The sequence below is a fragment of the Epibacterium sp. MM17-32 genome (assembly GCF_022348205.1).
Lineage (GTDB): Bacteria > Pseudomonadota > Alphaproteobacteria > Rhodobacterales > Rhodobacteraceae > Epibacterium.
Genome location: NZ_JAKRFC010000012.1, coordinates 26,422 through 51,339 on the forward strand (window position 1 = coordinate 26,422; position 24,918 = coordinate 51,339).

Here is a 24,918-nt window from a genome sequence, read left to right on the forward strand (position 1 = left end):
GCTTACTTGAAGCGGTAGTTGATCCGCCCCTTGGTGAGGTCGTAAGGTGTCATTTCCACCTGGACCCGGTCACCAGCGAGGACGCGGATGCGGTTCTTGCGCATCTTGCCTGCCGTATGTGCTATGATTTCATGGCCGTTTTCCAGCTCGACCCGAAACGTCGCGTTTGGCAGGAGTTCCTTCACGACACCGGGAAATTCGAGCGTATCTTCCTTGGCCATGTTGTCTCCATATTTGTGTTTCCCCGGATGACCCGGGACGTGCGCTTAAATGAGCGCATTTCTCCTGATTTTCAAGGGCGCATTTATATCATGGCTCGGTTAACGACAGATTGCGTGCGGGTTTCCTGTTCTTCCCAATGGGACCGATTGCGCACGACGCCCTCCCGGCGCACGTGTTCAATGGCCGAACGATCCACATCGGCATAGGTCCATCCCGGCTGATTGAGCTGGCCTTCTGCCAGCACGCCGGTCGCGGGAAAGCCGGTGTCGGGCGGGCCAAAGATGCCACCCATGCCGGTATTGACGTCCACCGCCTCGGACCATTCGGCCGGACCCACAATCGACGACATGGCGGTGACGCATTGCTGTTCCAATGCGCGGGACATGGCGCCGATGCGGACGCGCCAATAGCCGGCCAGGGCCTCGGTGCAGGAGGGGACAAGGATGACATCCGCCTCTGCCAGGGCACGCCCCAACAGCGGGTATTCACTGTCATAGCAGATCAGCACCGCGATCTTGCCCAGCGCGGTGTCAAAGATCTTGAGCGGGCCGCCAGGGGCAATGTCCCACGGGTCGCGTTCAAACATCGTCATGATCTGCTTGTCCTGGGAGTCCCGCAGGCCGGTGGGGGTATAGAACTCCGCCCGGTTCACCGGGCGTGCAAACCCCGCATGCACCGGCGCGGATGCGCCGAGAATGTGAACCTTGTACTCCGCCGCCAGCTGCAGGTGCAGTGCCGCGGCGTCTTCCATCTTTTCCGACACCGACTGGATCGACGCCTCCAGGTTGCCGGCGATCGCCGTGCCATCCAGCGTCGACAGCTCCATCGCGCCGTATTCGGGAAAGACCAGCAGATCCGCACCGTTCCCGGCAGCCGTCGCCACCCAGTCCGCAAGCTTGTCCTGATAGTGGGCCCAGCTGTCGAGCCAGTCGAGCGGGTAAGCGGCAGTGGCAATTCTCATGCATTCTCTCCAGTCGTGACCTGCGCATATGGCTATCACGCAGCAGGGCGCACTGCCATCTCGTCGCGGGTATTGCGTGCAGAAAACTCTGCCGGGCGCGCCGCGCGTGTCAGTGGCGCGTGCGGTTCTCGGACACAAAGGCAAGGGCGGCGTCGCGCGTGCGCAGCGCCGTCTGTCGGATCAGGGCGGGGGCGACCCGGGCGCTTCCGGCGCAATGGGCGTAGTCGCACAGGGCTGGTTTCAGGTGTTGGAAACAGGCGAGGCGGAAGGCAGGCGGCTCGGTGACAGAGCTCATCGCGTCGCGCAAGGCATCCAGCGTGTCAAAGGTCAGCTGCGCGGCTTTGGTCAGCATGCCCGCGCGGGCATGGCAGTCCGCCGCATTGGCGCTGGCGGCCACCAGCATCGGCGGCGCACCGGCCAGCGTGGCGCTGTCCCGGTCGGTTCGAAACCGCCACTGCGCCTCTTGAAGGGCCCGGTCATAAAGCGGCTGTGCACGCGAGAGATCATTGGCATCAAAGGCGGCATTCGCCTGTGTTGTCAGCCGCTTCCAGACCGCGTCGATGTGATCGGGTCCCGGGGTGGTGCGGCGGAGGGGATCAGTCATCATCTGCGGCCCTTTCAAGGTGCACAACGGTTTCAATGCGCGTGACCCGATACCCGGCAGGGGGGCGGATCGGTGCGCCCTTGGGCATGTCGAGCACACGGTTTTCGGTTTCGATATAAAAATGCCCATGCGCGCCGGTGCCGGTGTCGAACCAGACGCGTTCACCGGGTACGGCAACGCGATGGATCAGCCCCGCCTGTTCAAATGCCCGCAGCGCATTGTAGACCGTTGCCAGGGACAGTTTTTCATCCGCGCGTGTTGCCTCTGCATGCAGGGTTTGTGCGTCGATGTGGCGGCCCGCCCCGGTAAACAGCAATGCTGCCAAGGCGCGGCGCTGGCGCGTGGGGCGCAGGCCGTGGGCGCAGAGCAGGTCTTCGGGTGACAGGCGGGCCGGGGTCCTCATGTGCCAGCGCCCTTGCCTGCACCCATGGCGGGTTGGGGTCTTGCCGGCAGGTGCTGGCCCGGCCTTGATGCGGTGCCGCTCCTGCGCCGGCCGATCCCTCTGTGCGCATGCCACGCCATCGCCCGGCCTGCCCATGGGGCGCGCATTCGGCCCGCTGTCCGGCAGGCGAAGGCGCAGATGCGCCGCCTCGGCGGGCGTCGTGCTGCTGTGGAATATGCGAAACCGTCAGAACCATTCATCATGGCTCAGGTCTTAAGCGAGGCAGTTTGCGATTTCAACGCTTTTGAGAATGCTTCGCAATTGCATTGACGCTGCACAGCCGTCGCACTATCACAAGGGCAAGCTGTCGGCCCCGCAGGGGCTGATTCGAGACAAGGAGTGAACAGATGACGCAAACCAAACGGATGTTGCTGCCGGCCGCCACGGCGCTTGCCATGGTGTTTTCCGCCGGTGGGGCGATGGCGCAGGACGACAAGATGAAGGTCGTCACCACCTTCACTGTTCTGGCCGATATGGCGCAGCATGTGGCCGGCGACGCCGCCGAGGTGGTCTCGGTCACCAAACCCGGCGCGGAAATCCACGGCTATGAGCCGACACCGCAGGACATTGTCCGGGCGCAGGGCGCCGATCTGATCCTGTGGAACGGCATGAATCTCGAACTGTGGTTCGAGCAGTTCCTGACCAACCTCGGCGACGTCCCCTCCGTGACGTTGACCGACGGGATCGACCCGATCTCGATCGCCTCGGGTGCCTATGAGGGCAAACCCAATCCGCACGCCTGGATGGGTCTCGACAACGCATTGGTCTATATCGACAATATCCTCGAAGCCTTTGCCGAGCACGATCCGGAGAATGCCGCGACCTATGTGGCAAATGCCGCCGCCTACAAGGATGAGCTGCGCGCCACGCTGGAGCCGCTGCGGCAGGAGATCGCCACCATCCCCGAGGCCCAGCGCTGGCTGGTGACCTGCGAGGGGGCGTTCAGCTATCTGGCGCGGGATTTCGGCATGAAGGAGCTGTACCTCTGGCCAATGAACGCCGACCAGATGGGCACGCCGCAACAGGTGCGCGCGGTGATCGACGGGGTGCGGGACAACGATATCCCGGTGGTCTTCTGCGAAAGCACGGTGAACACCGCCCCCGCCGAACAGGTCGCCCGCGAGACCGGGTCGCATTACGGCGGAGTGCTCTATGTCGACAGCCTGTCAGAACCCGATGGCGCCGTGCCCACCTATCTCGACCTGCTGAAGGTGACGTCGCAGACCGTGGCGGACGGGCTCACCACCGGCACCAACTAAAGACTCCCCTTGCCGTTGGACCCGTCGGGCGTATCGTCGTCCGGCGGGTCACGGCCGTTTCAGGCACCGACCTTTTCCGGTAGAAAGAGTGTTATGAAAGACGAAAGCCATATGGTTCGGGCACAAGAGGCCGCAGACGGCATCGCGGCCCAGGATGTCACCGTCACCTACCGCAATGGTCACACCGCCCTGCGCAACGCCAGTTTCCAGATCCCGCGCGGCACCGTGACGGCGCTTGTGGGGGTGAACGGGGCCGGCAAATCGACACTCTTCAAGGCGATCATGGGGTTTGTGCCGGTGGCCCGGGGCGACATCCGCCTGCTGGGCCTCAGCGTCAAGGAGGCGCTGAAGCGCAACCTGGTCTCCTACGTGCCGCAGTCCGAAGAGGTGGACTGGTCCTTTCCGGTGCTGGTCGAGGATGTGGTGATGATGGGGCGCTATGGCCATATGGGTTTTCTGCGCCGCCCGTCCAAAACCGATCACGAGGCGGTCGAGGCCGCCCTGGCGCGGGTGAACATGCTGGAGTTCCGGTATCGTCAGATCGGCGAATTGTCCGGCGGGCAGAAAAAACGCGTCTTCCTGGCCCGGGCCCTGGCGCAGGATGGCAAGGTGATCCTGCTGGATGAGCCGTTTACCGGCGTCGACGTGAAGACCGAGGAGCAGATCATCGCGTTGCTGCGCGCCTTGCGCGACGAGGGCCGGGTGATGCTGGTCTCCACCCACAACCTCGGTTCGGTGCCCGAGTTCTGCGACCGCACCGTGCTGGTCAAGGGCACGGTGCTCGCCCATGGCCGCACCGAGACCACCTTCACCCGCGAGAACCTGGAAATGGCCTTTGGCGGCGTGCTGCGACATTTCACCCTTGGCGGGGCCGACCTGCACGAGGATGACGACGAACGGCAGGTGTCGATCTTCACCGATGATGAGCGCCCGCTGGTGCAATACGGTGAAAAGACCCGCAAGACGGAGCGCCGGAAATGAGCGTTCTGCTGGAGCCCTTTGCCTATGGTTACATGACCAATGCCATGTGGGTGTCGGCCCTCGTGGGCGGGGTCTGCGCCTTCCTGTCGTCCTATCTGATGCTCAAGGGCTGGTCACTGATTGGCGATGCGCTGGCCCATTCCGTGGTGCCGGGTGTCGCCGGGGCCTATGTGCTCGGTCTGCCCTTCGCGCTGGGTGCGTTCTTTTCCGGTGGGCTGGCCGCGGCGGCGATGCTGTTCCTGTCGGACCGGTCGGGCCTGAAGGTCGATGTCATCATCGGCATCATCTTCACCTCCTTCTTTGGCCTCGGGCTGTTCATGGTCTCGGTCAATCCGATGTCGGTGTCGATCCAGACCATCACCATGGGCAATATCCTGGCGATCACCCCCGAGGACACGTTGCAGCTGGCGATCATCGGCCTGGTGTCGCTGGTGATCCTGCTGGCAAAGTGGAAAGACCTGATGGTCACCTTCTTTGACGAAAGCCACGCGCGGTCGATCGGATTGCGCCCGGGGCTCCTGAAGGCGGTGTTCTTCATGCTGCTGTCGGCCAGCGTGGTTGCGGCGATGCAGACGGTTGGCGCGTTCCTCGTCATCGCCATGGTGGTGACACCGGGGGCCACCGCCTACCTGCTGTGTGATCGCTTCCCCCGGCTGATCCTGACCTCCGTGGCGATCGGCGCGGTGACCAGCTTTGCCGGTGCCTACATCAGCTATTTCCTCGATGGTGCTACCGGAGGGGTGATCGTGGTGCTGCAAACGGCGATCTTCCTGACCACCTTTGTGCTGGCGCCCAAGCACGGCTTGCTCGCCGCCCGCAGGAAGGCCGCCGCCGCGATGCAGGAGGAGCTGGTCTGATGCTTGATACGCTTCTGATGCCCTTCCAGTTCGGCTTCATGCAGAACGCCTTCTGGATCGCGGTGATGGTTTCGGTCCCCACGGCGCTGCTATCCTGTTTCCTGGTGCTGAAAGGCTGGGCCCTGATGGGCGACGCGGTCAGCCATGCGGTGCTGCCGGGGATCGTGCTGGCCTATCTTCTCGGGCTGCCGCTCATCCTCGGGGCCTTTGCCGCGGGCATGCTGACGGCAGTGGCCACGGGCTACCTGTCGGAAAACAGCCGCATCAAGCAGGACACCGTGATGGGCGTGGTCTTCTCCGGCATGTTCGGGCTTGGCATCGTGATGTATGTCGGGTTGCAGACCAATGTGCACCTCGATCACATCCTGTTCGGCAACATGCTGGGGGTGGGCACGCAGGACCTGTGGACGGCAGGGATCATTTCGGTCTGCGTCGCGGCGGTGCTGGGCATGAAGTGGAAGGACTTCATGCTGCATGCCTTTGATCCCGCGCAGGCCAAGGTCTCCGGCCTGCCGGTGGGGCTGCTGCACTATGGTCTGCTGGCGATCCTGTCGCTGACCATCGTGGCGACGCTCTCGGCCACCGGGCTGATCCTCGCGGTCGGGCTGCTGATCGCGCCGGGGGCAATCGCCTTTCTGCTGGTGCGCAGCCTCAAGCGGATGCTGCCGGTCGCGGTTCTGGTCTGCATGATCTCGATGCTGGGCGGTGTCTATCTCAGTTTCTTCATCGACAGCGCCCCGGCACCGACGATCGTGCTGATCCTGACCGGGATCTTTGTGATCGCCTTCCTGCGCCGGAGCATTCAGAATCGTCAGGCCTCGGCCACGGTATGAGACCTCCGCCCCGGGACAGCCGGGGCGGTCTCAGACGGTTTCGCCGCGTTCCCGGGCCAGGCGGATCTGTTTCTGGCGCTCGCGAAAGCGTTCCTTGTCCGCATCGGATGTTTCATGGATGCACTGGTGGCAGGAGACCCCGGCCTCATACTCGGGCCGGGCGGTGTCCTCCGGCAGGATCGGACGCCGACAGCCGTGGCACAGGTGGTGCGGGCCTTCGACCAGGCCGTGCCCCACGGACACCCGGTTGTCGAACACGAAACACTCGCCCTGCCAGGTGCTGTCCTGCTCGGGCGTTTCCTCCAGATAGCGCAGGATGCCGCCCTTGAGGTGATAGACGTCCTCCACCCCCTGCGACAGAAGGTAGTTCGTCGACTTTTCACAGCGAATGCCGCCGGTACAGAACATGGCGACGCGCTTGTTGTGAAACCGGTCCTTGTTCTCTTCCCACCACTGCGGGAATTCGCGAAAGCTCTCGGTCTTGGGGTCGATCGCGCCCTCGAAGGTTCCGATCGCCACCTCATAGTCGTTGCGGGTGTCGATCAGCACCACATCTTCAGAGCGGATCAGATCGTTCCAGTCTTCCGGCTCCACGTAGTGGCCGACAGAGGCGCGCGGATCCACATCCGGCTGCCCCATGGTCACGATTTCCTTTTTCAGCCGCACTTTCATCTTGCCGAAGGGAGGCTCCGCGGCGGTCGCCTCTTTCCACTCCAGCCCGGCGCAGCCCGGCAGGGATCTGATATGGGCCAGCACCGCATCAATCCCCGCCCGTGGCCCGGCGATGGTGCCGTTGATCCCTTCATGGGCCAGCAGCAGCGAGCCTTTGACGTTCTGCGCGACGCAGAGATCCAGCAGCGCCGGTTTCAGTGCGGCGGGATCGGGAAAGCGGGTGAACTGATAGAGCGCGGCGATGGTATACATGCCAGCGCGCATAGAGCCTCGTGCAGGGTTTTGCAAGATGCGAAGATGTCAAGCGCCAGCGTTGTAATAAGTATGTGAAATACATAAAATGTTTGCGAATGTGTCACAGGCCGGCCCGGCGGTTTTCAATTTAAGGTTGATTGCACTTGTCGTGGGTTTCGACGCACACTCGACCGGGGCGGAGACAGGACACAGGAGGCCGAGATGACCGAGGCGCTGATCGTAATCGATGTACAGAACGACTTTTGTCCGGGTGGCGCGCTGGCGGTCCCGGACGGGGATCAGGTGGTGGCGCCGATCAATGCGATGATGGCGCGGTTCGACACCGTGATCCTGACCCAGGACTGGCATCCGGCGGGACATTCCTCCTTTGCCAGCACGCACCCGGGGCGGGGACCTTTCGACACGCAGGAAATGCCTTACGGACAACAGGTTCTGTGGCCCGACCATTGCGTGCAGGACAGTGACGGCGCGGCGTTTCACCCGGATCTGCGCACCGATGGCGACCTGATTATCCGCAAGGGGTTTCGCCCCGAAGTGGACAGCTATTCCGCCTTTTTCGAAAACGATCAGACCACGCCCACCGGTCTCGAAGGGTATCTGCGCACGCGCGGTATCACCGACCTGACGCTTGTGGGGCTTGCCACCGATTTCTGCGTTGCCTTCTCGGCGCTCGACGCCCGGCGTCTGGGGTTCTCCGTCAGAGTTGTGCCAGAGGCCTGCCGGGCGATCGACCTCGAGGGCTCACTGGAGGCACAAATTGAGAATATGCGTCAATGCGGCGTGGAATTTGCCTGAAAGCATCACCCAATTTGTTAATCTCAAACCTGTACACAGAGGCCGATCCACAGATGACGGAGCGGATATAACCGGGTTCGCAGGGAATGGAGCAGACAAACCGCACGACAGACGGGCCGTTGGCGCAGCACAACGCGCAATTCAGCTCTGAGGGGCTATTGCAGCGCTATGCCACTGCGCGCAGCGATCTGTTTCCGGCCCGCGCGGCGATTGCCTTTGCCACGGCGGCGGCGCTTGCCCTGATTGTCGGCCTATTCTGGGCCGCGCTGACCTTTCTCACCTATGTTGTCGCCGACGGCAGCGAAACCCTCTACCTGCGCCGGCTCTCGGCCCGGTTGCAGGCGGGCCAGAGCGTGGCGCAGGCCCGGGGGCTGACGACGCTGTTCTCGGCGCTCTATGCGGTCGCGGTCTGCGGGTTTGCCACCGTACCGCTGTTGCATCCCCTGGACCCGACGGACGGCCACCTGATCCTGGCAGAGCCCTTCTTTGCCCTCTGTGTGGTGCTGGGCCCGTCGCTGAGCGCGTCGCTCGATTATCGCTACAACCCTCCGGCGGCGATGGTCAGGCTGGCGATCTTTGCGTTGATGCCGCTGCTGATGGTGGCTTATTTCTTCAGCGACCACCCCAATATCGGGCCGGATCTGCAACTGATCGGCGCCGGGTTCCTGGCCTATTACATCGCCCAGATCTGGTTCCTGGTCTTTGTGCAGAAACGGCACCAGCACTCGCGCCGGGCGATGCGGTCTCAGGCGCTCCAGCGGCAAGCGCTGGAAGACGCCTACATGCGCCTGTTCGACCAGAAGCAGGAGGCGCGCCGGCTGGCGATGATCGCCGAACACGCCAACGACGGGGTCATGCTGATCGGGTGCGATGGCATCGTGCGCTGGGTCAACGAGGGCTTTGTCCGGATGACCGGATTTTCCTTCGATGAACTGGTCGGATCCTCCCCCGGAGCGCTGCTGAACAGCCCGGAAACGGACCCCGAGGCCCTGCGCCTGATCGAACAGGGGCGGGCTGCGGGCAAACCCTTCCGCGCCGAGCTGGTGAACCGGCGCAAGGACGGTCAGGACATCTGGATCGAGACCAATCAGGTGCCGATCTTTGACGACAATGGCCGGATCGAGACCTATATCGCGGTGGAACGCGATGTGACCGCGGCCAAGCAGCATGAAAGCGAGCTGGAAGAGGCCCGCCATGCCGCCGAAGAGGGCGCCCGCATCAAGGAAGAGTTCCTGGCCACCATGAGCCATGAATTCCGCACCCCGATGAACGGGGTCATCGGCATGGCCCAGATGTTGCAGGCCACCGATCTGAGCGAGGATCAGAAACTCTATACGGAAACCATCCTCAGTTCGTCCCGCGCGCTGCTGTCGCTGATCAACGATGTGCTCGACCTGTCGCGGATGAATGCCGCCGGGGTCTCGCTGTTCGATGTGGATTTCGACCTGCACAGCTGCATCCGGGACACGGCGCTCCTGCTGCAGGGGCAGGCCAGCGACAAGGGGCTGTCCTTCGACATCGATCTTGATCCCGATCTGCCGGTCTGGGTGACGGGGGATGACCGGCGGTTGCGACAGATCCTGATGAACCTGGTGGGCAATGCCGTCAAGTTCACGCAACAGGGCGGGGTCACCCTGCGGGCCCGTGCCGAGCTGCGCGCGGAGCAGATCGAACTGGTGGTCTCGGTCGAGGATACCGGGATCGGCATCCCCGCCGACAAGCTGGACTATATCTTCGAACGGTTCACCCAGGCGGATACCGCGATCTCGCGCAGCCACGGTGGCACGGGGCTGGGCCTGTCGATTTCGCGCGGGCTGGCACGGGCGATGGGCGGTGACATATCGGTCACCTCCACCCCGGATGTGGGCTCCTGCTTTACCCTGCGCATCGATCTGGCCGTGTCCTCCGCCCCGGCTGGCGAGGCGGTGACGGATCCGCCGGCGCTGACACCGGCCCTGTTGCAGGACCTGCGCGGCCTGCGCTTGCTGGTGGCCGAGGACAATCGCGTCAACCGGCTGTTGATCAGCAAGTTCCTGGCCGATGCGCCGGTTGATCTGAAGTTTGCCACAAACGGTGCCGAAGCCGAGGCGCTGGTCCGCCGCCAGCAGCCGCAGGTGGTGCTGATGGATATGTCGATGCCGGAGGTCAACGGGTTGCAGGCGACGCGCGCGATCCGGAAGCTCGACATAGCGCAACCCTTCATCGCGGCGCTGACGGCGAATGCGGACGAGACCAGCCGTCAGGCCTGTCTGGAGGCCGGGATGGACTGTTTCCTCAGCAAACCGCTGTCGCGCAACGAACTGCTGACCGTGTTGCTGAATTTTGCGCAGACCATGCGGGAAACCCAGGGCGGTTGAACCGCTTGCCGAATGGTTGCAGCCTGTCCTATCAATCAGTGAACAATCGGAAGAGGTCTGCCCGTGGACATTGCAACCCGCGTCTACAATCACAAGTGGAAGATCGATCCGATCGTCCGGTCCCTGATCGATACGGATTTCTACAAGCTGTTGATGTGCCAATCGGTGTTTCGAAACAAGCCCAACACTCAGGTCACGTTTTCGCTCATCAACCGGACCACGTCGGTGCCCTTGGCAAAGCTGATCGACGAGGGCGAATTGCGCGAACAGCTGGATCACATCCGGTCCCTGAGCCTCAGCCGCGGCGAGAGCACCTGGCTGCGCGGCAATACCTTCTACGGCAAGCGGCAGATGTTCCGGCCCGATTTCATGGAGTGGTTCGAGGGGCTGCGCCTGCCGCCCTATCATCTGGAGCGCAAGGGCGACCAATACGAACTGACGTTTGAGGGCTCCTGGCCGGAGGTCATGCTCTGGGAGATCCCGGCGCTGGCGGTGCTGATGGAATTGCGCTCCCGCGCGGTGCTCAACGACATGGGGCGGTTCGAATTGCAGGTGCTCTACGCGCGGGCGATGACCAAGGTCTGGGAGAAGATCGAGCGGCTGCGGCAGGTCGACGGTCTTGGCATTGCCGATTTCGGCACCCGCCGGCGCCACAGCTTCCTGTGGCAGGACTGGTGCGTGCAGGCGATGATGGAGGGGCTGGGGGATGCCTTTACCGGCACCTCGAATTGCCTGATCGCCATGCGCCGCGAGGTCGAGGCGATCGGCACCAACGCGCATGAGCTGCCGATGGTCTATTCGGCGCTGGCAGAGGATGATGCGGCGCTGGCACAGGCGCCCTATGACGTGCTGTCGGATTGGCACGAGGAGCACGACGGCAACCTGCGCATCATCTTGCCCGACACCTATGGCACCCAAGGGTTTCTCGACAATGCGCCGGACTGGCTGGCCGGATGGACCGGCATCCGTGTCGACAGCGGCGATCCTGCGGCAGCGGCGGAGATCGCCATCCGCTGGTGGCAGGAGCGGGGCGAGGATCCGCGTGACAAGCGGGTGATCTTCTCTGACGGGCTGGATGTCGACAAGATTGCCGAACTGCACCGGCAGTTCTCGGGCCGGGTGAAGGCGTCTTTTGGCTGGGGCACGCTGCTGACCAATGATTTTCGCGGGCTGGTGCCCGATGACGGTCTGGCGCCGTTCTCGCTGGTCTGTAAGGCGGTGTCGGCCAATGGGCGGCCCACGGTGAAACTGTCGGACAACCCGGAAAAGGCGATGGGACCGGCAGATGAGATCGCGCGCTACAAGCGGGTCTTTGGCGTCGGGACGCAGGAGAGCATCGACGTGATCGTCTGACGGCCCGGTGAACGGTGACAGCGGAGGGAGGGGGCGCTGCCCCCTCGGGCCATTGGGCCCTCACCCCCGGGATATTTCGGAGAAGATGAAATGCTCAGCCGTGATGCGCGGCCACGGTTTTCAATTGTGAAAACCCATAGAGCGCCTCAAAGCCCTTCTCGCGACCATGGCCGGATTTGCCGATGCCGCCAAATGGCAGTTCCACGCCGCCGCCCGCGCCATAGGTGTTGAGGAAGACTTGTCCCGCTTTCAGCCGCTTGGCCAGCCGGAGTTGCCGGGCCCCGTCGCGGGTCCAGAGGGCGGCCACAAGGCCGTAGTCGGTGCTGTTGGCGATCCTGACCGCCTCGGTCTCGGTCTCAAACGGGATCAGCACCTGCACCGGGCCGAAGATCTCCTGCTGCGCCAGCGGATGATCCGGGGGCACATCGGCAAACAGGGTGGGGCGCACATAGGCGCCTGTTGCGGGCGCGGTGGCGCTGATCCGGCCCTGACCGGCGATTTCGAGGTCCGCGCCTTTGGCCAGGAAGCCTTCGACGATCTCTTTCTGGCGAGATGAGATCAGCGGGCCGAGGCGCAGGTCCTCTGCCGCCGGGCCGACGGTGAGATCGGCATAGGCCGCAGCCATCCGCGCCTTGACCGCCTCATAGACCGGGCGTTCGACCAGGATCCGCGAGGCGGCAGAGCAGGTCTGGCCACCGTTCTGGATGCCGGCGTTGACGAGGAACGGCAGGGCCGCGTCGAGGTCGGCGTCGGCAAAGACGATCTGCGGGGATTTGCCGCCCAGCTCCAGCGTCACCGGCACCACGTTTTTTGCCGCCGCAGCCTGCACCAGCGCGCCGGTGGCGACCGAGCCGGTGAAGGAGATATGCTGCACGCCCGCATGGCCCGAAAGCGCCGCCCCGGCCTCCGCCCCCAGCCCCGGCACCACGTTCAGCGCCCCGGCGGGCAGGCCGGCCTCCGCTGCCAGATGGGCAAAGGCCAGCGCCGTCAGGCAGGCTTCTTCGGCGGGTTTCAGCACGCAGGAATTGCCCATCGCCAGCGCCGCGCCAACCGACCGTCCGATGATTTGCATCGGATAGTTCCAGGGCACGATATGGCCGGTGACGCCAAAGGGTTCGCGCAGGGTGTAGACGGTGTAGCCGTTCATATAGGGGATGCTCTCGCCCATGACCTTGTCCGCCGCACCGCCGTAAAACTCGCAGTAACGCGCCAGCGCCACTGCATCGGCGCGCGCCTGGGTCAGGGGTTTGCCCACATCCATCACTTCCAGCGCTGCCAGCCTGTCGGTATTGTCGGCGATGACCTGTCCGAGGCGGGTCAGGATGCGGCCGCGTTCGGTGGCGCTCATCTCGCCCCATGGGCCCTCCTGCGCGGCCTGGGCGGCGTGGACTGCTGCGTCGATGTCGGCGTCGGTGCCCCGTGCGATCTGGCAGATTTCGCTGCCATCGGAGGGGTTTACCAGTGGCAAGGTGGCGCCACTCAGGGGCGCCTGCCATGTGCCGCCAATCAGGCAAAGCGCCGGGTCGAACCACAGGGGGGAGGTGTCAGCCATGCGGGGGTCCTTCGATCTCAAAGGTGAAGCTCTTGACCTGGTGGTCGGTGAAGGGCGCGCCTTCGCGCAGGGCGCGGACGTTTGGCAGCAGGGTCAGCCGGGTGCCCCAGAACGCCGCCGCCGCCGGCGAATGCCGCGAGATGCCCATGCGCCAGAAGCCGGGAAATTCATTGAGGATCAGCGCGGCGGCCTCCATCCCAAGCCCCTTGCGGCGGTGTTGCGGCAGGATCATGAATTCAGAAAACTCCCGCCGGTTATCGGGCAGGTTCAGCACGATGGCAAAGCCGACGCGCGTGGCGGCGTCATGGATCCAGAAGGCCGTCACATCCTTGCGGTTGAGCAACTGACCCGCCCGTTCCGTCGGATCAATGCGCGCCAAGGGGGCGACCTCGGCAAAATAGGGTGCCAGCAGGCTGGCAAGCCGTCCCCGCTCTCGCGGCAGGATCAGCGAGAGCGTGACACTCATGCCGGGGCCTCAAGCGGTTCGGTCGGCGTGATGTCCGGCAGCACGGGGGCGGCGGCCAGCAGCGTCTGGGTGTAGGCGTGTTTGGGCGCGGTAAAGACCTGTTCCACCGGGCCTTGCTCGACGATCTCCCCCTTTTGCATCACCAGCACGCGGTCGCAGACCTCGCGCACCACGCTCAGATCGTGGCTGATAAAGAGATAGGTCAGCCCATAGGCGTCGCAGAGCTCGGCAATCAGGTCGAGGATGCGGGCGCGGACGGAGACATCGAGCGCCGAGACCGCCTCGTCAAAGATGATGAGTTCGGGCCGGGTAATCAGTGCGCGCGCAATGGCGATGCGCTGACGTTGCCCGCCTGAAAACTGATGCGGATACTTCTGCGCGTCCGCCGCCGACAGGCCGACGTCCTCAAGCACCTGACCCACCAGATCCTGCCGGGCGCGGCCCGTTGGGGCGTCCGGCGACAGGTGGAACGGTTCGGTGACCAGGCGCTCCACCCGGTGGCGGGGATTAAAGCTGCCATAGGGGTCCTGAAACACCACCTGCATCGCTTGCCGCTGGGCGGGGCTGCGCTGTTGCAACAGCGGCTGACCGTTCAGCAGCAGTTCTCCGCCTTGCAGCTCTTCGAGACCCAAAATGGCCCGGGTCAGGGTGGATTTGCCGCAGCCCGACTCGCCCACCAGCCCCAACCGCTCGCCCTTGTGAAGCGTGAAACTGACGTTGTTCACCGCGCGAAACCGCCCCGGTTTGCCAAGCCAGCCTTTGCGCGGCGTGGTGTAGTCGCGCACGGCGTTGCGGACCTCTAGCAGGGGCGCGGGAGCCTCGGGTGCGGCGGGCAGGGCGACCTTATGGGCGGAGGCTTCAAACAGCATGCGTGTGTAGGGGTGGCGCTGATGGGTCAGCACGCTCAGGGTGGGGCCGCGCTCCACCACTTCGCCCTTGCTCATCACCACGATGCGGTCGGCAAGGTCCGCGACCACCGCGAGGTCATGGGTGATGATCATCAGCCCCATGCCGTATTCGCGCACCAGATCGCGCAGCAGATCCAAAATCTGCGCCTGCGTGGTCACATCAAGCGCGGTGGTGGGTTCATCCGCGATCAGCAGTTTGGGCCTGAGCGCAATCGCCATGGCGATCACCACGCGCTGACGCTGGCCACCCGACAGCTCATGCGGGTAGCGGTCCATCGGAAACCGTTCGGGAGGCAGGCCAACACGGGTCAGCACGCGCGCGGCCTCGGCTTTTGCATCTTCCGCGCTGGTATCGGTATGCAGCAGGATGGTCTCCATCACCTGCGCGCCGATGGTCATCACCGGGTTGAGCGCCGTCATCGGTTCCTGAAACACCATGCCGATGTCGCGCCCGCGCCGCTGGCACATCTCGTCCTCAGAGAGGGCGCAGAGGTCCTCATCCTCCAGATAGATCGCGCCCCGGGTGACGGCGGCCTGCGGCAGCAGACGCATCACCGCAAAGGCAGTCATGGACTTGCCCGACCCGCTCTCGCCGGTCACCGCAAGGATCTCGCCAGCGGCAATCGACAGGGTCACATCCCGCAGGATCGGCAGCGCCCCGATCGAGACCGAGAGGTTGGACACATCCAAGAGGCTCATGCGCGCCCCTCCATCAGGCGGGGGTCAAAGCGGTCGCGCAGGCCATCACCGAGCAGGTTCAGCCCCACCACGGTGACGATGATCGCGCAGCCCGGCACAATCGCCAGATGCGGGGCAAGGCTCACAAGGGTCTGGGCCTCGGCCAGCATACGGCCCCAGCTGGGGGTCGGGGGCTGGGCGCCAAGACCCACGTAGGACAGCCCCGCCTCGGCCAGAATGCCAAGCGAGAACTGGATGGTGCCCTGCACGATCAAGAGGTTGGCGATGTTGGGCAGGATATGCTCTGCGGAGATCCGCGCGCGCGATTTGCCCGCGACCCGCGCGGCCAGAATGAACTCCCGCGCCCAGAGGCTGAGGCTGCCACCCCGCGCCACGCGCGCAAAGACGGGGATGTTGAAAATGCCGATGGCGATGATGGCATTGATCGCGCTGGGGCCGAAGACGGCGGTGATCAGGATCGCGATCACCAGCGAGGGGAAGGCAAAGACCAGATCATTGCCACGCATGATGACCTCATCCAGCCAGGAGCCGCGCGTTGCCGCTGCCGCCAGTCCAAGCGGCACACCCAGACCGATGCCGATGCCGACGGCCAGCAGGGCCACCGCCAGCGAGGTGCGCGCGCCGACCATCACCATCGACAGGATATCGCGGCCAAAATGATCGGTGCCCAACAGATGCGTGCCATTTGGCGTCTGGAGCTTGTCGGGGATGTTCATCACCGCATGATCAAACGGCGTCCACACAAAGGAGATAATGGCCAGAAGCAGCATGATCCCAGAGAGGAGACCGCCAAGAAACAGGCTTCGGTTCATGACGCCCTCGCGTGCAGGATATGAGGACAGCGCTCGACCCTGGGTGGGTGCGAAGCGCCCTCCCGTGGGGAGGGTCGGGCGCTGTCCGGCAGGGCCGGACACTTAACTTCAGAGTTGATGCCCGTCATGCCGCCCTCCGAAGCCGGGGATCGACCACCGCATAGGCCATATCGACAAGGAAATTCACAAGGATCACCGCAAAGACCAACAGCATCACGACGCTTTCCACCACGATCAGATCGCGCGCCGAGATTGCCTGAAACACCAGCCGTCCAAGGCCCGGTAGGTAGAACACCTGCTCGATGATGATCGCCCCCGCCAGCAGGAATGAGAACTGCAGCCCGATGATGGTCAGCACCGGAATAAGCGCATTGCGCAGCCCGTGTCGGCGGATCGCCTGTTTCTGGCTCAGCCCCTTGGCGCGGGCCGAGCGCATGAAATCCTCGCCCAGAACCTCCAGAAGCGCCGAACGCATCACCCGGGCCAAAATCGCCGCTTGCGGCAGCGCGAGCGCCACGGCGGGCAGGGTGAGCGCATGAAGCCCCGCCCAAAGCCCCTTGTCCCAGCCGACAAACCCCCCGGCAGAAAACCAGCGCAGGTTGATGGCAAAAACCAGCACCAAAAGCATCGCAAACCAGAAGTTCGGCACCGCCACGCCCAGCTGTGTTGCCCCCATCACGGCCATGTCGCCAGCCTTGCCACGCCGCGAGGCCGCATAGATCCCCGCCGGAAGCGCAATCAATGTGGAGAGCGTCAGCGCATAGATCGCCAGCGGCAAAGAGACCCAGAGCCGCTCTCCCACCATCTTGGCCACCGGGGTGCGGTAGGTATAAGAGGTGCCGAAATCCCCCGTCAGCATGCCGCCGACCCAGTCCAGATAGCGGCTGACCTTGCCTTGATCGAGGCCCAGCTCCTCGCGCAGGGCGGCGACGGTTTCCTCTTGTGCGCCGGTGCCCAGCATAAATGATGCAGGATCGCCCGGAGCGACTTCGATCACGGCAAAGATCACCATCGAGGCGACGGCGAGGCTCAGCACGAGCGAGAGGAGGCGTCTGACGAGATAGTGCAGCATTGGCGGCAGGTTAGGCGGCAGCAGCCCAGCCGTCCAGTGGCAGCATGAGAAAACCGCCCTGCGCCCCGTCCCCCTTGTGCGGCGCGCCAGATCCGCTAGCTCTTGAGCCATGCTGACCCGCCCCCTGTTTATCGGACACGAGATCTATCGCGGCTCCTCCTACGGGCGCTGGCACCCGCTGCGGGTGCCGCGTGTGTCGACCACCATGGACCTGTCCCGGGCGCTGGGCTGGTTGCCGCCCGCGGCCTTCGTGACCTCGCCCCGGGCCAAACCCGCCGCGCTGCACGCCTGGCACACGCCGTCCTATGTGGCGGCATTGCAGGCAGCCGAGGACGCGCAGGCGGTCAGTGCCGAGATCCGGGCGCGCCACCATATCGGCACCGTGTCCAACCCGGTCTACCCGGAGATCTTTCGCCGCCCGGCCACCGCGGCGGGCGGGTCGATCCTCGCGGGGGAGCTCCTGGCCCGGGGCGGCGTTGTCTACAACCCGGCGGGCGGCACCCACCACGGCATGCCAGACCGGGCCAACGGCTTTTGCTATCTCAACGATCCGGTGCTGGCGATGCTGTCGCTGCGCCACCATGGGGCGCGGCGCATTGCCTATGTGGACATCGACGCGCATCACTGCGACGGGGTGGCGGCGGCCTTTCACGGGGACGAGGATGTGCTGATGATCTCGGTGCATGAGGAAAACCTCTGGCCCAGGACCGGCCTCCTGCAGGACGATGCGGGCGGTTCAGCCCTGAACCTGCCGGTGCCCCGCGGTCTCAACGACAGCGAAATGGCCCATATCCGCGAGGCGCTGATCCTGCCGGCGGTGGCGGGTTTTGCGCCCGATGCGGTGGTGCTGCAATGCGGGGCGGATGCGGTGACGGAGGACCCGCTGGCCCATCTCGACCTGTCCAACAGCGCCCATTGGGCCATCGTTGCGGCGCTGAAACCGCTGACCCCGCGCTATCTCGTGCTGGGCGGCGGCGGGTATAACCCGTGGTCGGTGGGGCGGCTCTGGACCGGGGTTTGGGGCACGCTCAACGGGCAGGACATTCCCGACCGGGTGCCAGCAGAGGCCGAAGAGCTGTTGCGCCGACTGGAATTCAAGGGCCACAGGCTGGGCCGCAATCCACCCGAACACTGGTTCACCACACTCCGCGATGCGCCGCGCGACGGCCCCCTGCGGCCCTCCATCGTGGATCGGGTCGCGGTCCTGCGCCGCCGATGGCAGCAGGCGGGAGAGCGCTGGCAGCGCGCCTGATCCCGGGCGATCACCTGCCGTGATCTGTAATGACCTGCCACGACCTGCCGTGACGCGCTGCGCCCGCCGGGCCGCAGGCCCGGCGCTGGGCCCAACGGATGGGGATGCATTTTCAATGCAGCCACAGCGGGCGGGAGCCTCCCCCGCCCCGAAGGGACTCCCGCCCGCTGCGTGTCACTCGGCCCAGCTCAGCGCGCCGATCTCGATGGCCGCCGTTGGCGCATTTGCCCAGACCCCCCGAAGGCCGGCCTTGGCGATGCCCAGCTTGGCCAGCTGGAACAGATAGCCGTTGACGTGATCCTCGGCGATGATCCGTTGCGCCTGTTGCAGGATCTCGCGGCGCGCCTCCGGGTCGGTGGTGGCATTCAGGCGCGTCATCAGCCCTTGCAGATCCGGGTTGTCATATTGGAAGTAATAGTCGGGCCGGGCATAGATGCCGATGTCCATAGGTTCCGTGTGGCTGACAATGCTGAGCCCGTAGGTCTTGCCCTTGAACACCGTTTCCAGCCACTGCGCCCATTCGACGTTGATGATCTCCGCGGTGATGCCGACCGCGGCCAGCTGAGCGGCCACGATCTCGCCTCCGCGCCGGGCATAGGCGGGGGGCGGCAGGTGCAGCGTGGTCTCGAACCCGTCCGGCAGCCCCGCCTCCGCCAGCAGGGCGCGGGCGGCTTCCGGATCGTAGGCGGACTGGTCTGTCAGATCCACATAGGCCGGGTTGTGCGGTGCAAAATGGGTGCCAATGGGGGTGCCATAGCCAAACATCGCCCCGTCGATGAGGGCCGACCGGTCGATGGCATGCGCGATCGCCGCACGCACCTTCGGGTTGTCAAACGGCGCCTGGGCATTGTTGGTCGACAGGATGGTCTCGCCCTCGGTGGAGCCGACGATCACCTGAAACCGCGGATCGGCCTCGAATTGCACCACATTCTCCGGCGCCGGGAAATTGTCAAAGGCGTCGATGTCCTCGGCCATCATCGCGGCAAAGGCGGCGGTCGGGTCCGAGATGAACTTGATCGTCGCGCCGGTCAGCGCCGGCATCTCGCCCCAGTAATTGGGGTTGCGCACCAGGTCCACGCGGTCGCCCTGCACCCACTCGTTGAACCGATAGGGCCCGGTCCCGACGGGGGCGGTTTTCAGGGTCTCGACGGTTTCGGGCGCGACGATCACCGCATCGCCCCAGGCCAGGTTGAACAGCAGGCTGCCATTGGGCGCCGACAGGGTGATCACGACGGTCTGCGGATCGGTGACGGTGACCTCGGCAATATCGGCAAACAGCGCCTTCTGCGCATTGGTGCTGTCCGCGCCCCGCGCCCGGTCGAGCGAGAATTTCACATCCTCGGCGTCCATCGCGCTGCCGTCATGAAAGGTCACCCCCTCCCGCAGCGTGAAGGTATAGGTCAGCCCGTCGTCGGAGATCGTCCAGTCCTTGGCCAGCAGCGGCACCACCTCGCCATCCGGGGTGAAGCGCGTCAGCCCCTCGAAGATATTGAGGTAGACCACGGAATCGATGGCCTGCGCCGCGCCCGCGGTCGGGTCCAGATGCGGCGGTTCCAGCTGGGTGGCATAGGTGACCGTTTCCTTGGCCACCGCCGCACCGGCCCAGAGCGCCAGCGCGGAGACAGCCGCCACGATCGGCGTCTTGAATGTCATCGTCCAATATCCTCCTCTGTCGGCGGTCTCTATGCCACCGGGGTCATGCCGCCCGTGTGCACCGGGCATTGCCCACAGGCTTGCCGGTTTTCCCCGCGTAATCAAGCTTTGCTGCATCGCCGCATCACTGGTAAGCCGCAGCGGCAAGTGATAGACACGTGCAACTTTGCCCGCTTTGGCCCGTGCGACCCGCATCCGTGGCCCGTCCAGCCGAGGAGCCGAGACATGAGCGCCACCGCCCGAAAGACCGCCCTCAACGCCGAGGATATCCGCGCGATGAAAGGCGATCGCCCCATTGTCAGCCTCACGGCCTATACCACGCCGATGGCGCGGCTGATGGATGCCCATTGCGACTTTGTACTGGTCGGCGACAGTGTCGGCATGGTGCTGCACGGTCTGCCCTCCACCCTCGGCGTGACGATGGACATGATGGTGATGCATGGCGCCGCCGTCGCCCGCGGATTGAGCCGCGCGATGATGGTGATCGACATGCCGTTCGGCGCCTACGAGGAGGGCCCCGCGCAGGCGTTTCGCAACGCCGCCCGCCTGATGGCCGAAACCGGCGCCGCCGCCGTCAAGCTGGAAGGCGGGGTGGAGATGGCCGAGACCATCCGTTTCCTGGTCAAGCGCGGCATCCCGGTGATGGCGCATATCGGCCTCACGCCGCAGTCGATCAACACGCTCGGCGGCTACAAGGTGCAGGGCCGCGACGAGGCCGCCAAACCGCTGATCGCCGATGCCCGCGCGGTTGCCGATGCCGGCGCCTTTGCCGTCGTGCTGGAAAAGGTCCCCGCCAGCCTCGCCGATCAGGTGACCGAGATCGTTCCGATCCCTACCATCGGGATCGGCGCCTCTGCGGGCTGCGACGGGCAGGTGCTGGTGGTGGATGACATGCTCGGCTTCTTTACCGCCTTCAAACCGAAGTTCGTGAAACGCTACGCCGAACTTGGCCCCGCCGCCGAAGAGGCCATCGCCGACTATGCCGCCGAGGTCCGCGCCCGCCGCTTTCCGGCCCCGGAACACACCTTCGCCGACCTGGCGCCCAAGACAGACTGAAGGACCACGCCCGACATGACGACCCCGATCCTGCGCCGTCTGGATGACCTGCGCGCGCTGCGCCGCGCCTGGATGCTGAAGGGTGAAACCCTCGGCCTCGTGCCCACCATGGGGGCCCTGCATGCGGGCCACCTGTCGCTGGTAAAGGCCGCCAAGGCCGCCTGCGACCATGTGGTGGTGACGATCTTCGTGAACCCCAGACAGTTCAACAGCCCCGAGGATCTGGCCAACTACCCGCGCACCGAACATGAGGACGCGGACAAGCTCGCCCCCTTTGGTGTCGATGCGATCTATGTGCCGGACCCGGACCAGATCTACCCCGAAGGCTACGCCACCACCGTCAGCCTCGACGGCGTGACCGAGGTGATGGAAGGCCCCAATCGTCCCGGCCATTTCGAGGGCGTCGCCACCGTCGTCGCCAAGCTGTTCCTGCAATCGGGCGCTGATCAGGCCTTTTTTGGCGAGAAGGACTATCAGCAGCTGATGGTGGTGCGGCGCATGGCCCGCGATCTGGACATTCCCATCGAGGTCATCGGCTGCCCCACCGTGCGCGAGGCCTCCGGGCTTGCGCTGTCGTCGCGCAATATGCGCCTGTCGCCACAGGCGGTGGAACGTGCCGGCCAGCTGAACCCGATGATGGAAGCCGCCGCCGCCCGCCTGCGCGCCGGTGACGCCTACGCCCCGCTGGAGGCCGGGATGCGGACCCGGCTCCAGGAGCTTGGCTTTGGCGAGGTGGAGTATATCGACCTGCGCTGCGCCGAAACCCTCGCGTCCCTGGACAGGCTGGATCGCCCCGCCCGCATGTTCGTGGCGGCCTGGCTCGATGGGGTGCGGCTGATCGACAATATCGCGGTCTGACACCGTCTGAGGCAGGCCGATCTCCGCGCCGTTTCTACTAATTTATTAGTAAGGGCTGGTCGCGCTAACGGATTTATGTCTAATCTCCGCCTCAAGACAGATTTGGAGGGGGAGCTCATGACATTCATTCTTGCGATCGACCAGGGGACAACATCGACCCGCGCAATCCTGTTCGATGCCGATATGCAGGTGGCCGCCGTGGCGCAGGAGGAGTTCCCGCAGCATTATCCGCAGGCGGGCTGGGTGGAACACGACCCGGAGGATCTCTGGTCCACGACGCTTTCCACCTGCCGCAAGGTGCTCTCTGACAAGGGTATTTCGGCCTCCGACATTGCCGGCATCGGCATCACCAACCAGCGTGAGACCACCGTGGTCTGGGACAAGACCACCGGCAAGGCCATCCACAATGCCATCGTCTGGCAGGACCGGCGCACCGCCGAGATCTGCGAAGGCTTCCGCGATGACGGTCACGAGGACATGGTGCGCGATACCACCGGCCTGCTGCTGGATCCGTATTTCTCCGGCACCAAGGTCAAATGGATTCTCGACACCGTCGAGGGCGCCCGAAGCCGCGCCGAGGCGGGCGAGCTGCTGTTTGGCACCGTCGACAGCTTCCTGATCTGGCGTCTGACCGGCGGGGCGTCGCATGTCACCGATGCCACCAATGCTGCCCGCACCCTGATGTATGACATCAAGGCGGGCCAGTGGAGCGAGGAGATCTGCGCCCTGCTCGGGGTGCCGCAGGCGATGCTGCCGCAGGTCCGGGACTGCGCGGCAGATTTCGGCACCACCGCGGAGGATCATCTTGGCGGCGCGATTCCGATCCTCGGCGTGGCGGGGGACCAGCAGGCCGCCACGGTGGGGCAGACCTGTTTCAAGCCGGGGATGATGAAATCGACATACGGCACCGGCTGCTTTGCGCTGCTGAACACCGGGGCGACGCCGGTGCTGTCAAAGAACCGCATGCTGACCACCATCGCCTATCAGCTCGATGGCAAACCGACCTATGCGCTTGAAGGGTCGATCTTTATCGCCGGTGCGGCGGTGCAATGGCTGCGCGACGGGCTTGGCATCATCGGCAAGGCCAGCGAATCGGGAGTGCTGGCCGACAAGGCCGATCCAACCCAGGACGTGATCCTTGTGCCCGCCTTCACCGGCCTCGGCGCCCCTTACTGGGAACCCGACTGCCGCGGCGGCATGTTCGGCCTGACCCGCAGTTCCGGTCCTGCCGAATTTGCCCGTGCCGCCCTGCAAAGCGTGGCCTACCAGACCCGCGACCTCTGGGAAGCGATGCGGGCCGACTGGGAGGGCGACGCCAATGTCACCCTGCGCGTCGATGGCGGCATGAGCGCCAGCGACTGGGCAATGCAGAGCCTGTCGGACATCCTCGGCGCCGCCGTGGACCGGCCGGTGATGCAGGAAACCACCGCGCTGGGCGCGGCCTGGCTCGCGGGGATGAAGGCGGGGGTCTATCCGGATCAGGACGGCTTTGCCGCGACCTGGGCGCTGGACCGGGAGTTCAAGCCGATGCTGGACGCCGGCCGCCGGGAAGAGGCCTACGCCCGCTGGAAACGGGCCGTGCAGGCGGTGATCGGGGTCTGACCGCGCCACTGGCAGAGGGCGCCGCGGCTCTGGCGCGGGCCCTTCGGCTTCATCTTTTTAGAAATACCTCGGGGGAGGCCCAAAGGGCCGGGGGCAGCGCCCCCTTCCCCGGCCAGCGTCATGCCAGGCGATGCCCCTCGGCAATCCGGCGCGGTTGTGCGTTCAGGGCCTCGATCGAAAAGCCGGAGATCGCCTTGTATTTCGCCGCATGCGCGGCCAGCTCCGCCTGCGGGATGACCTCGTCGATCACCTCAAAGGCGCCGCCGCAGCGGTCCTCCACCTGTTGCAGCACCGCGTCCGGCCCCTGGCCCGAGCGATTCGCCTGCCCGATCTTGGTGGCCGCCGGGCGCATCTCGGCCTCATAGGCGGCCAGGGCATCTGCCGTCACCCCATGGGCAAGCATCTGCGCGCCAATGGTGCGGGCATCCAGAATGGCCTGGCTCGCGCCGTTGGACCCGATGGGATAGGTCGGATGCGCGGCATCGCCCATCAGGGTCCGATGGCCAAAGGTCCAGCGCGGCAGCGGATCGCGATCCACCATCGGGTATTCATAGACCACCTCCGCGCCCCGGATCAGCGCCGGCACGTCGATCCAGTCAAACTGCCACGCGGCGAAGTCATGGACAAACCGGTCAATGTCCACGGCCCGGTTCCAGTCTTCGCGCTGGAACGCCTGATCGGGGTCGAAGCGTTTCTCGGCGATCCAGTTCAGCGTGGCGATGCCGTCGGCATCGGCGGCGGAAATTGGATAGGAGACAAACCGCAGGGCGTCATGGCCGATCATCACCATCGCGCCGGGCCCCCGGAACAGCGGCGCGCGGGTGGTGGCGCGCCACAGGATGCGCCCGTCCCAGATCGGGGCGCCTTCCTCGGGGTACTGGCAGGCCCGCAGCGCAGAGTGGATGCCGTCGGCCGCCACCACCATGGCGCCGCTGATGCTGCGCCCGTCCGCCAGCTGCAAGGTCGCGCCCGCATCGGTCTCCGCCCAGCCCACGGCCCGCGCCCCGGTCTCGATCGCCTCCGGTCCGGCGCGCTCCAGCAGGGTGCGGTACAAGAGCATCTGCAATTCCCCGCGATGCACCGAGAACTGCGGCCAGGCATAGCCCGCCTCCAGCCCGCGCGGTTCCTCCCAGATCGTCTTGCCCAGTTTGGAAAAGAACCCGAGGCTGCGGGTGCGCACGCCGATTGCGTCCAGCTGTGCCTCCAGCCCGAGGTCGAACAGCTCGCGCACCGCGTTGGGTTGCAGGTTGATGCCGACACCCATGGGTTTCAGCGCCCGGGTGGCCTCGAAGACCCTGAACGGCACGCCAATCTGGTGAAGCGTCAGCCCCAGGGCCAGACCGGCAATCCCGCCGCCCGCAATCAAAACTGTCATCGTGATATGTCCTCCCGCGCCG

At 65.0% G+C, this 24,918-nt stretch carries 23 protein-coding genes; 11 read left to right on the forward strand and 12 right to left on the reverse strand.

What is annotated here, in order from left to right; translation table 11 throughout:
- Window positions 1–2: 2 nt before the first annotated feature.
- The 4 genes from infA to MHM88_RS17225 form a co-directional block, all read right to left on the reverse strand.
- Window positions 3–221: a translation initiation factor IF-1 gene (infA, locus tag MHM88_RS17210; protein ID WP_005620785.1), complete on the reverse strand. Its 219-nt coding sequence runs from the start codon at window positions 219–221 to the stop codon at window positions 3–5.
- An 83-nt stretch (window positions 222–304) separates the two neighbouring features.
- Window positions 305–1,183, reverse strand: coding sequence for a carbon-nitrogen hydrolase family protein (locus MHM88_RS17215; protein WP_239367786.1), 879 nt, complete (start codon window positions 1,181–1,183; stop codon window positions 305–307).
- A gap of 109 nt (window positions 1,184–1,292) precedes the next feature.
- Entirely contained in the window at window positions 1,293–1,787 is a 495-nt protein-coding gene (locus MHM88_RS17220; RefSeq protein WP_239367788.1) for a hypothetical protein, read from the reverse strand.
- Window positions 1,780–2,190: a Fur family transcriptional regulator gene (locus MHM88_RS17225; protein ID WP_239324964.1), complete on the reverse strand. Its 411-nt coding sequence runs from the start codon at window positions 2,188–2,190 to the stop codon at window positions 1,780–1,782. Before MHM88_RS17225 ends, MHM88_RS17220 begins: the two co-directional genes overlap by 8 nt.
- Window positions 2,191–2,624: 434 nt before the next feature.
- Here MHM88_RS17225 and MHM88_RS17230 point away from each other — a divergent pair, with 434 nt between their 5' ends.
- From MHM88_RS17230 to MHM88_RS17245, 4 genes are all read left to right on the forward strand, one after another.
- Complete coding sequence (locus tag MHM88_RS17230) at window positions 2,625–3,488, forward strand: metal ABC transporter substrate-binding protein (RefSeq protein WP_239325132.1); 864 nt, start codon at window positions 2,625–2,627, stop codon at window positions 3,486–3,488.
- Between the two features lie 93 nt (window positions 3,489–3,581).
- The gene (locus MHM88_RS17235; RefSeq protein ID WP_305037633.1) at window positions 3,582–4,469 is read left to right on the forward strand and encodes a manganese/iron ABC transporter ATP-binding protein; all 888 of its coding nucleotides are present in this window, start codon (window positions 3,582–3,584) and stop codon (window positions 4,467–4,469) included.
- Window positions 4,466–5,326, forward strand: coding sequence for a metal ABC transporter permease (locus tag MHM88_RS17240; RefSeq protein ID WP_239367790.1), 861 nt, complete (start codon window positions 4,466–4,468; stop codon window positions 5,324–5,326). Before MHM88_RS17235 ends, MHM88_RS17240 begins: the two co-directional genes overlap by 4 nt.
- Window positions 5,326–6,159 carry a metal ABC transporter permease gene (locus MHM88_RS17245; protein ID WP_305037634.1) on the forward strand — a complete coding sequence of 278 codons (834 nt, stop codon included), beginning with the start codon at window positions 5,326–5,328 and terminating at the stop codon, window positions 6,157–6,159. Before MHM88_RS17240 ends, MHM88_RS17245 begins: the two co-directional genes overlap by 1 nt.
- A gap of 30 nt (window positions 6,160–6,189) precedes the next feature.
- Here MHM88_RS17245 and MHM88_RS17250 read toward each other — a convergent pair whose 3' ends face one another.
- Window positions 6,190–7,083 carry a rhodanese-related sulfurtransferase gene (locus MHM88_RS17250; protein ID WP_239367792.1) on the reverse strand — a complete coding sequence of 298 codons (894 nt, stop codon included), beginning with the start codon at window positions 7,081–7,083 and terminating at the stop codon, window positions 6,190–6,192.
- A gap of 204 nt (window positions 7,084–7,287) precedes the next feature.
- Between MHM88_RS17250 and pncA the strand changes: the two genes are divergently transcribed.
- The 3 genes from pncA to pncB all read left to right on the forward strand — a co-directional run bounded on the left by pncA (window position 7,288) and on the right by pncB (window position 11,591).
- Entirely contained in the window at window positions 7,288–7,881 is a 594-nt protein-coding gene (gene pncA, locus MHM88_RS17255; protein WP_239367794.1) for a bifunctional nicotinamidase/pyrazinamidase, read from the forward strand.
- An 86-nt stretch (window positions 7,882–7,967) separates the two neighbouring features.
- On the forward strand, window positions 7,968–10,238 hold the full coding sequence (locus MHM88_RS17260; RefSeq protein WP_239367796.1) for a PAS domain-containing sensor histidine kinase: 2,271 nt from the start codon (window positions 7,968–7,970) through the stop codon (window positions 10,236–10,238).
- 63 nt (window positions 10,239–10,301) lie between these two features.
- A complete protein-coding gene (gene pncB, locus MHM88_RS17265) occupies window positions 10,302–11,591 on the forward strand; it encodes a nicotinate phosphoribosyltransferase (protein ID WP_239367798.1) in 1,290 nt (429 codons plus the stop codon).
- Window positions 11,592–11,685: 94 nt separating this feature from the next.
- Here pncB and MHM88_RS17270 read toward each other — a convergent pair whose 3' ends face one another.
- The 5 genes from MHM88_RS17270 to MHM88_RS17290 form a co-directional block, all read right to left on the reverse strand.
- Complete coding sequence (locus MHM88_RS17270; RefSeq protein WP_239367800.1) at window positions 11,686–13,143, reverse strand: aldehyde dehydrogenase family protein; 1,458 nt, start codon at window positions 13,141–13,143, stop codon at window positions 11,686–11,688.
- The gene (locus MHM88_RS17275) at window positions 13,136–13,609 is read right to left on the reverse strand and encodes a GNAT family N-acetyltransferase (protein ID WP_239367802.1); all 474 of its coding nucleotides are present in this window, start codon (window positions 13,607–13,609) and stop codon (window positions 13,136–13,138) included. Before MHM88_RS17275 ends, MHM88_RS17270 begins: the two co-directional genes overlap by 8 nt.
- Window positions 13,606–15,216 (reverse strand): ABC transporter ATP-binding protein, encoded by a 1,611-nt coding sequence (locus tag MHM88_RS17280; RefSeq protein ID WP_239367804.1) that lies wholly within the window; start codon window positions 15,214–15,216, stop codon window positions 13,606–13,608. The genes MHM88_RS17275 and MHM88_RS17280 overlap by 4 nt, the downstream gene beginning before the upstream one ends.
- Window positions 15,213–16,028 carry an ABC transporter permease gene (locus MHM88_RS17285; RefSeq protein ID WP_065323419.1) on the reverse strand — a complete coding sequence of 272 codons (816 nt, stop codon included), beginning with the start codon at window positions 16,026–16,028 and terminating at the stop codon, window positions 15,213–15,215. The genes MHM88_RS17280 and MHM88_RS17285 overlap by 4 nt, the downstream gene beginning before the upstream one ends.
- A gap of 124 nt (window positions 16,029–16,152) precedes the next feature.
- Window positions 16,153–17,100, reverse strand: a complete 948-nt coding sequence (locus MHM88_RS17290; protein WP_239324980.1) for an ABC transporter permease — start codon at window positions 17,098–17,100, stop codon at window positions 16,153–16,155.
- Between the two features lie 109 nt (window positions 17,101–17,209).
- Between MHM88_RS17290 and MHM88_RS17295 the strand changes: the two genes are divergently transcribed.
- On the forward strand, window positions 17,210–18,352 hold the full coding sequence (locus tag MHM88_RS17295; RefSeq protein ID WP_239367806.1) for an acetoin utilization protein AcuC: 1,143 nt from the start codon (window positions 17,210–17,212) through the stop codon (window positions 18,350–18,352).
- A gap of 174 nt (window positions 18,353–18,526) precedes the next feature.
- Here MHM88_RS17295 and MHM88_RS17300 read toward each other — a convergent pair whose 3' ends face one another.
- A complete protein-coding gene (locus MHM88_RS17300; RefSeq protein ID WP_239367808.1) occupies window positions 18,527–20,005 on the reverse strand; it encodes an ABC transporter substrate-binding protein in 1,479 nt (492 codons plus the stop codon).
- Between the two features lie 225 nt (window positions 20,006–20,230).
- On the opposite strand from MHM88_RS17300, the gene panB reads away from it, so the two are divergent.
- The 3 genes from panB to glpK all read left to right on the forward strand — a co-directional run bounded on the left by panB (window position 20,231) and on the right by glpK (window position 23,521).
- Entirely contained in the window at window positions 20,231–21,061 is an 831-nt protein-coding gene (panB, locus tag MHM88_RS17305; protein WP_239367810.1) for a 3-methyl-2-oxobutanoate hydroxymethyltransferase, read from the forward strand.
- 15 nt (window positions 21,062–21,076) lie between these two features.
- A complete protein-coding gene (gene panC, locus MHM88_RS17310) occupies window positions 21,077–21,919 on the forward strand; it encodes a pantoate--beta-alanine ligase (RefSeq protein WP_239367812.1) in 843 nt (280 codons plus the stop codon).
- 117 nt (window positions 21,920–22,036) lie between these two features.
- Window positions 22,037–23,521 (forward strand): glycerol kinase GlpK, encoded by a 1,485-nt coding sequence (gene glpK, locus MHM88_RS17315; RefSeq protein WP_239367814.1) that lies wholly within the window; start codon window positions 22,037–22,039, stop codon window positions 23,519–23,521.
- Window positions 23,522–23,639: 118 nt separating this feature from the next.
- Here the strand turns inward: glpK and MHM88_RS17320 are convergent, their stop codons facing one another.
- The gene (locus MHM88_RS17320; RefSeq protein ID WP_239367816.1) at window positions 23,640–24,896 is read right to left on the reverse strand and encodes a flavin-dependent oxidoreductase; all 1,257 of its coding nucleotides are present in this window, start codon (window positions 24,894–24,896) and stop codon (window positions 23,640–23,642) included.
- Between the last annotated feature and the right edge of the window lie 22 nt (window positions 24,897–24,918).

Excerpts from the sequence above, each read along its gene's own strand:
- MHM88_RS17295 (WP_239367806.1), top strand. The coding sequence starts at position 17,210 with ATGCTGACCCGCCCCCTGTTTATCGGACACGAGATCTATCGCGGCTCC.
- MHM88_RS17290 (WP_239324980.1), bottom strand. The coding sequence starts at position 17,100 with ATGCTGCACTATCTCGTCAGACGCCTCCTCTCGCTCGTGCTGAGCCTC.
- pncA (WP_239367794.1), top strand. The coding sequence starts at position 7,288 with ATGACCGAGGCGCTGATCGTAATCGATGTACAGAACGACTTTTGTCCG.
- MHM88_RS17320 (WP_239367816.1), bottom strand. The coding sequence starts at position 24,896 with ATGACAGTTTTGATTGCGGGCGGCGGGATTGCCGGTCTGGCCCTGGGG.
- panB (WP_239367810.1), top strand. The coding sequence starts at position 20,231 with ATGAGCGCCACCGCCCGAAAGACCGCCCTCAACGCCGAGGATATCCGC.
- MHM88_RS17245 (WP_305037634.1), top strand. The coding sequence starts at position 5,326 with ATGCTTGATACGCTTCTGATGCCCTTCCAGTTCGGCTTCATGCAGAAC.
- panC (WP_239367812.1), top strand. The coding sequence starts at position 21,077 with ATGACGACCCCGATCCTGCGCCGTCTGGATGACCTGCGCGCGCTGCGC.
- MHM88_RS17275 (WP_239367802.1), bottom strand. The coding sequence starts at position 13,609 with ATGAGTGTCACGCTCTCGCTGATCCTGCCGCGAGAGCGGGGACGGCTT.
- infA (WP_005620785.1), bottom strand. The coding sequence starts at position 221 with ATGGCCAAGGAAGATACGCTCGAATTTCCCGGTGTCGTGAAGGAACTC.
- MHM88_RS17230 (WP_239325132.1), top strand. The coding sequence starts at position 2,625 with ATGGTGTTTTCCGCCGGTGGGGCGATGGCGCAGGACGACAAGATGAAG.
- MHM88_RS17250 (WP_239367792.1), bottom strand. The coding sequence starts at position 7,083 with ATGTATACCATCGCCGCGCTCTATCAGTTCACCCGCTTTCCCGATCCC.
- MHM88_RS17215 (WP_239367786.1), bottom strand. The coding sequence starts at position 1,183 with ATGAGAATTGCCACTGCCGCTTACCCGCTCGACTGGCTCGACAGCTGG.
- MHM88_RS17220 (WP_239367788.1), bottom strand. The coding sequence starts at position 1,787 with ATGACTGATCCCCTCCGCCGCACCACCCCGGGACCCGATCACATCGAC.
- MHM88_RS17280 (WP_239367804.1), bottom strand. The coding sequence starts at position 15,216 with ATGAGCCTCTTGGATGTGTCCAACCTCTCGGTCTCGATCGGGGCGCTG.
- MHM88_RS17285 (WP_065323419.1), bottom strand. The coding sequence starts at position 16,028 with ATGAACCGAAGCCTGTTTCTTGGCGGTCTCCTCTCTGGGATCATGCTG.
- MHM88_RS17240 (WP_239367790.1), top strand. The coding sequence starts at position 4,466 with ATGAGCGTTCTGCTGGAGCCCTTTGCCTATGGTTACATGACCAATGCC.
- MHM88_RS17225 (WP_239324964.1), bottom strand. The coding sequence starts at position 2,190 with ATGAGGACCCCGGCCCGCCTGTCACCCGAAGACCTGCTCTGCGCCCAC.
- glpK (WP_239367814.1), top strand. The coding sequence starts at position 22,037 with ATGACATTCATTCTTGCGATCGACCAGGGGACAACATCGACCCGCGCA.
- MHM88_RS17260 (WP_239367796.1), top strand. The coding sequence starts at position 7,968 with ATGGAGCAGACAAACCGCACGACAGACGGGCCGTTGGCGCAGCACAAC.
- MHM88_RS17300 (WP_239367808.1), bottom strand. The coding sequence starts at position 20,005 with ATGACATTCAAGACGCCGATCGTGGCGGCTGTCTCCGCGCTGGCGCTC.
- MHM88_RS17235 (WP_305037633.1), top strand. The coding sequence starts at position 3,582 with ATGAAAGACGAAAGCCATATGGTTCGGGCACAAGAGGCCGCAGACGGC.
- MHM88_RS17270 (WP_239367800.1), bottom strand. The coding sequence starts at position 13,143 with ATGGCTGACACCTCCCCCCTGTGGTTCGACCCGGCGCTTTGCCTGATT.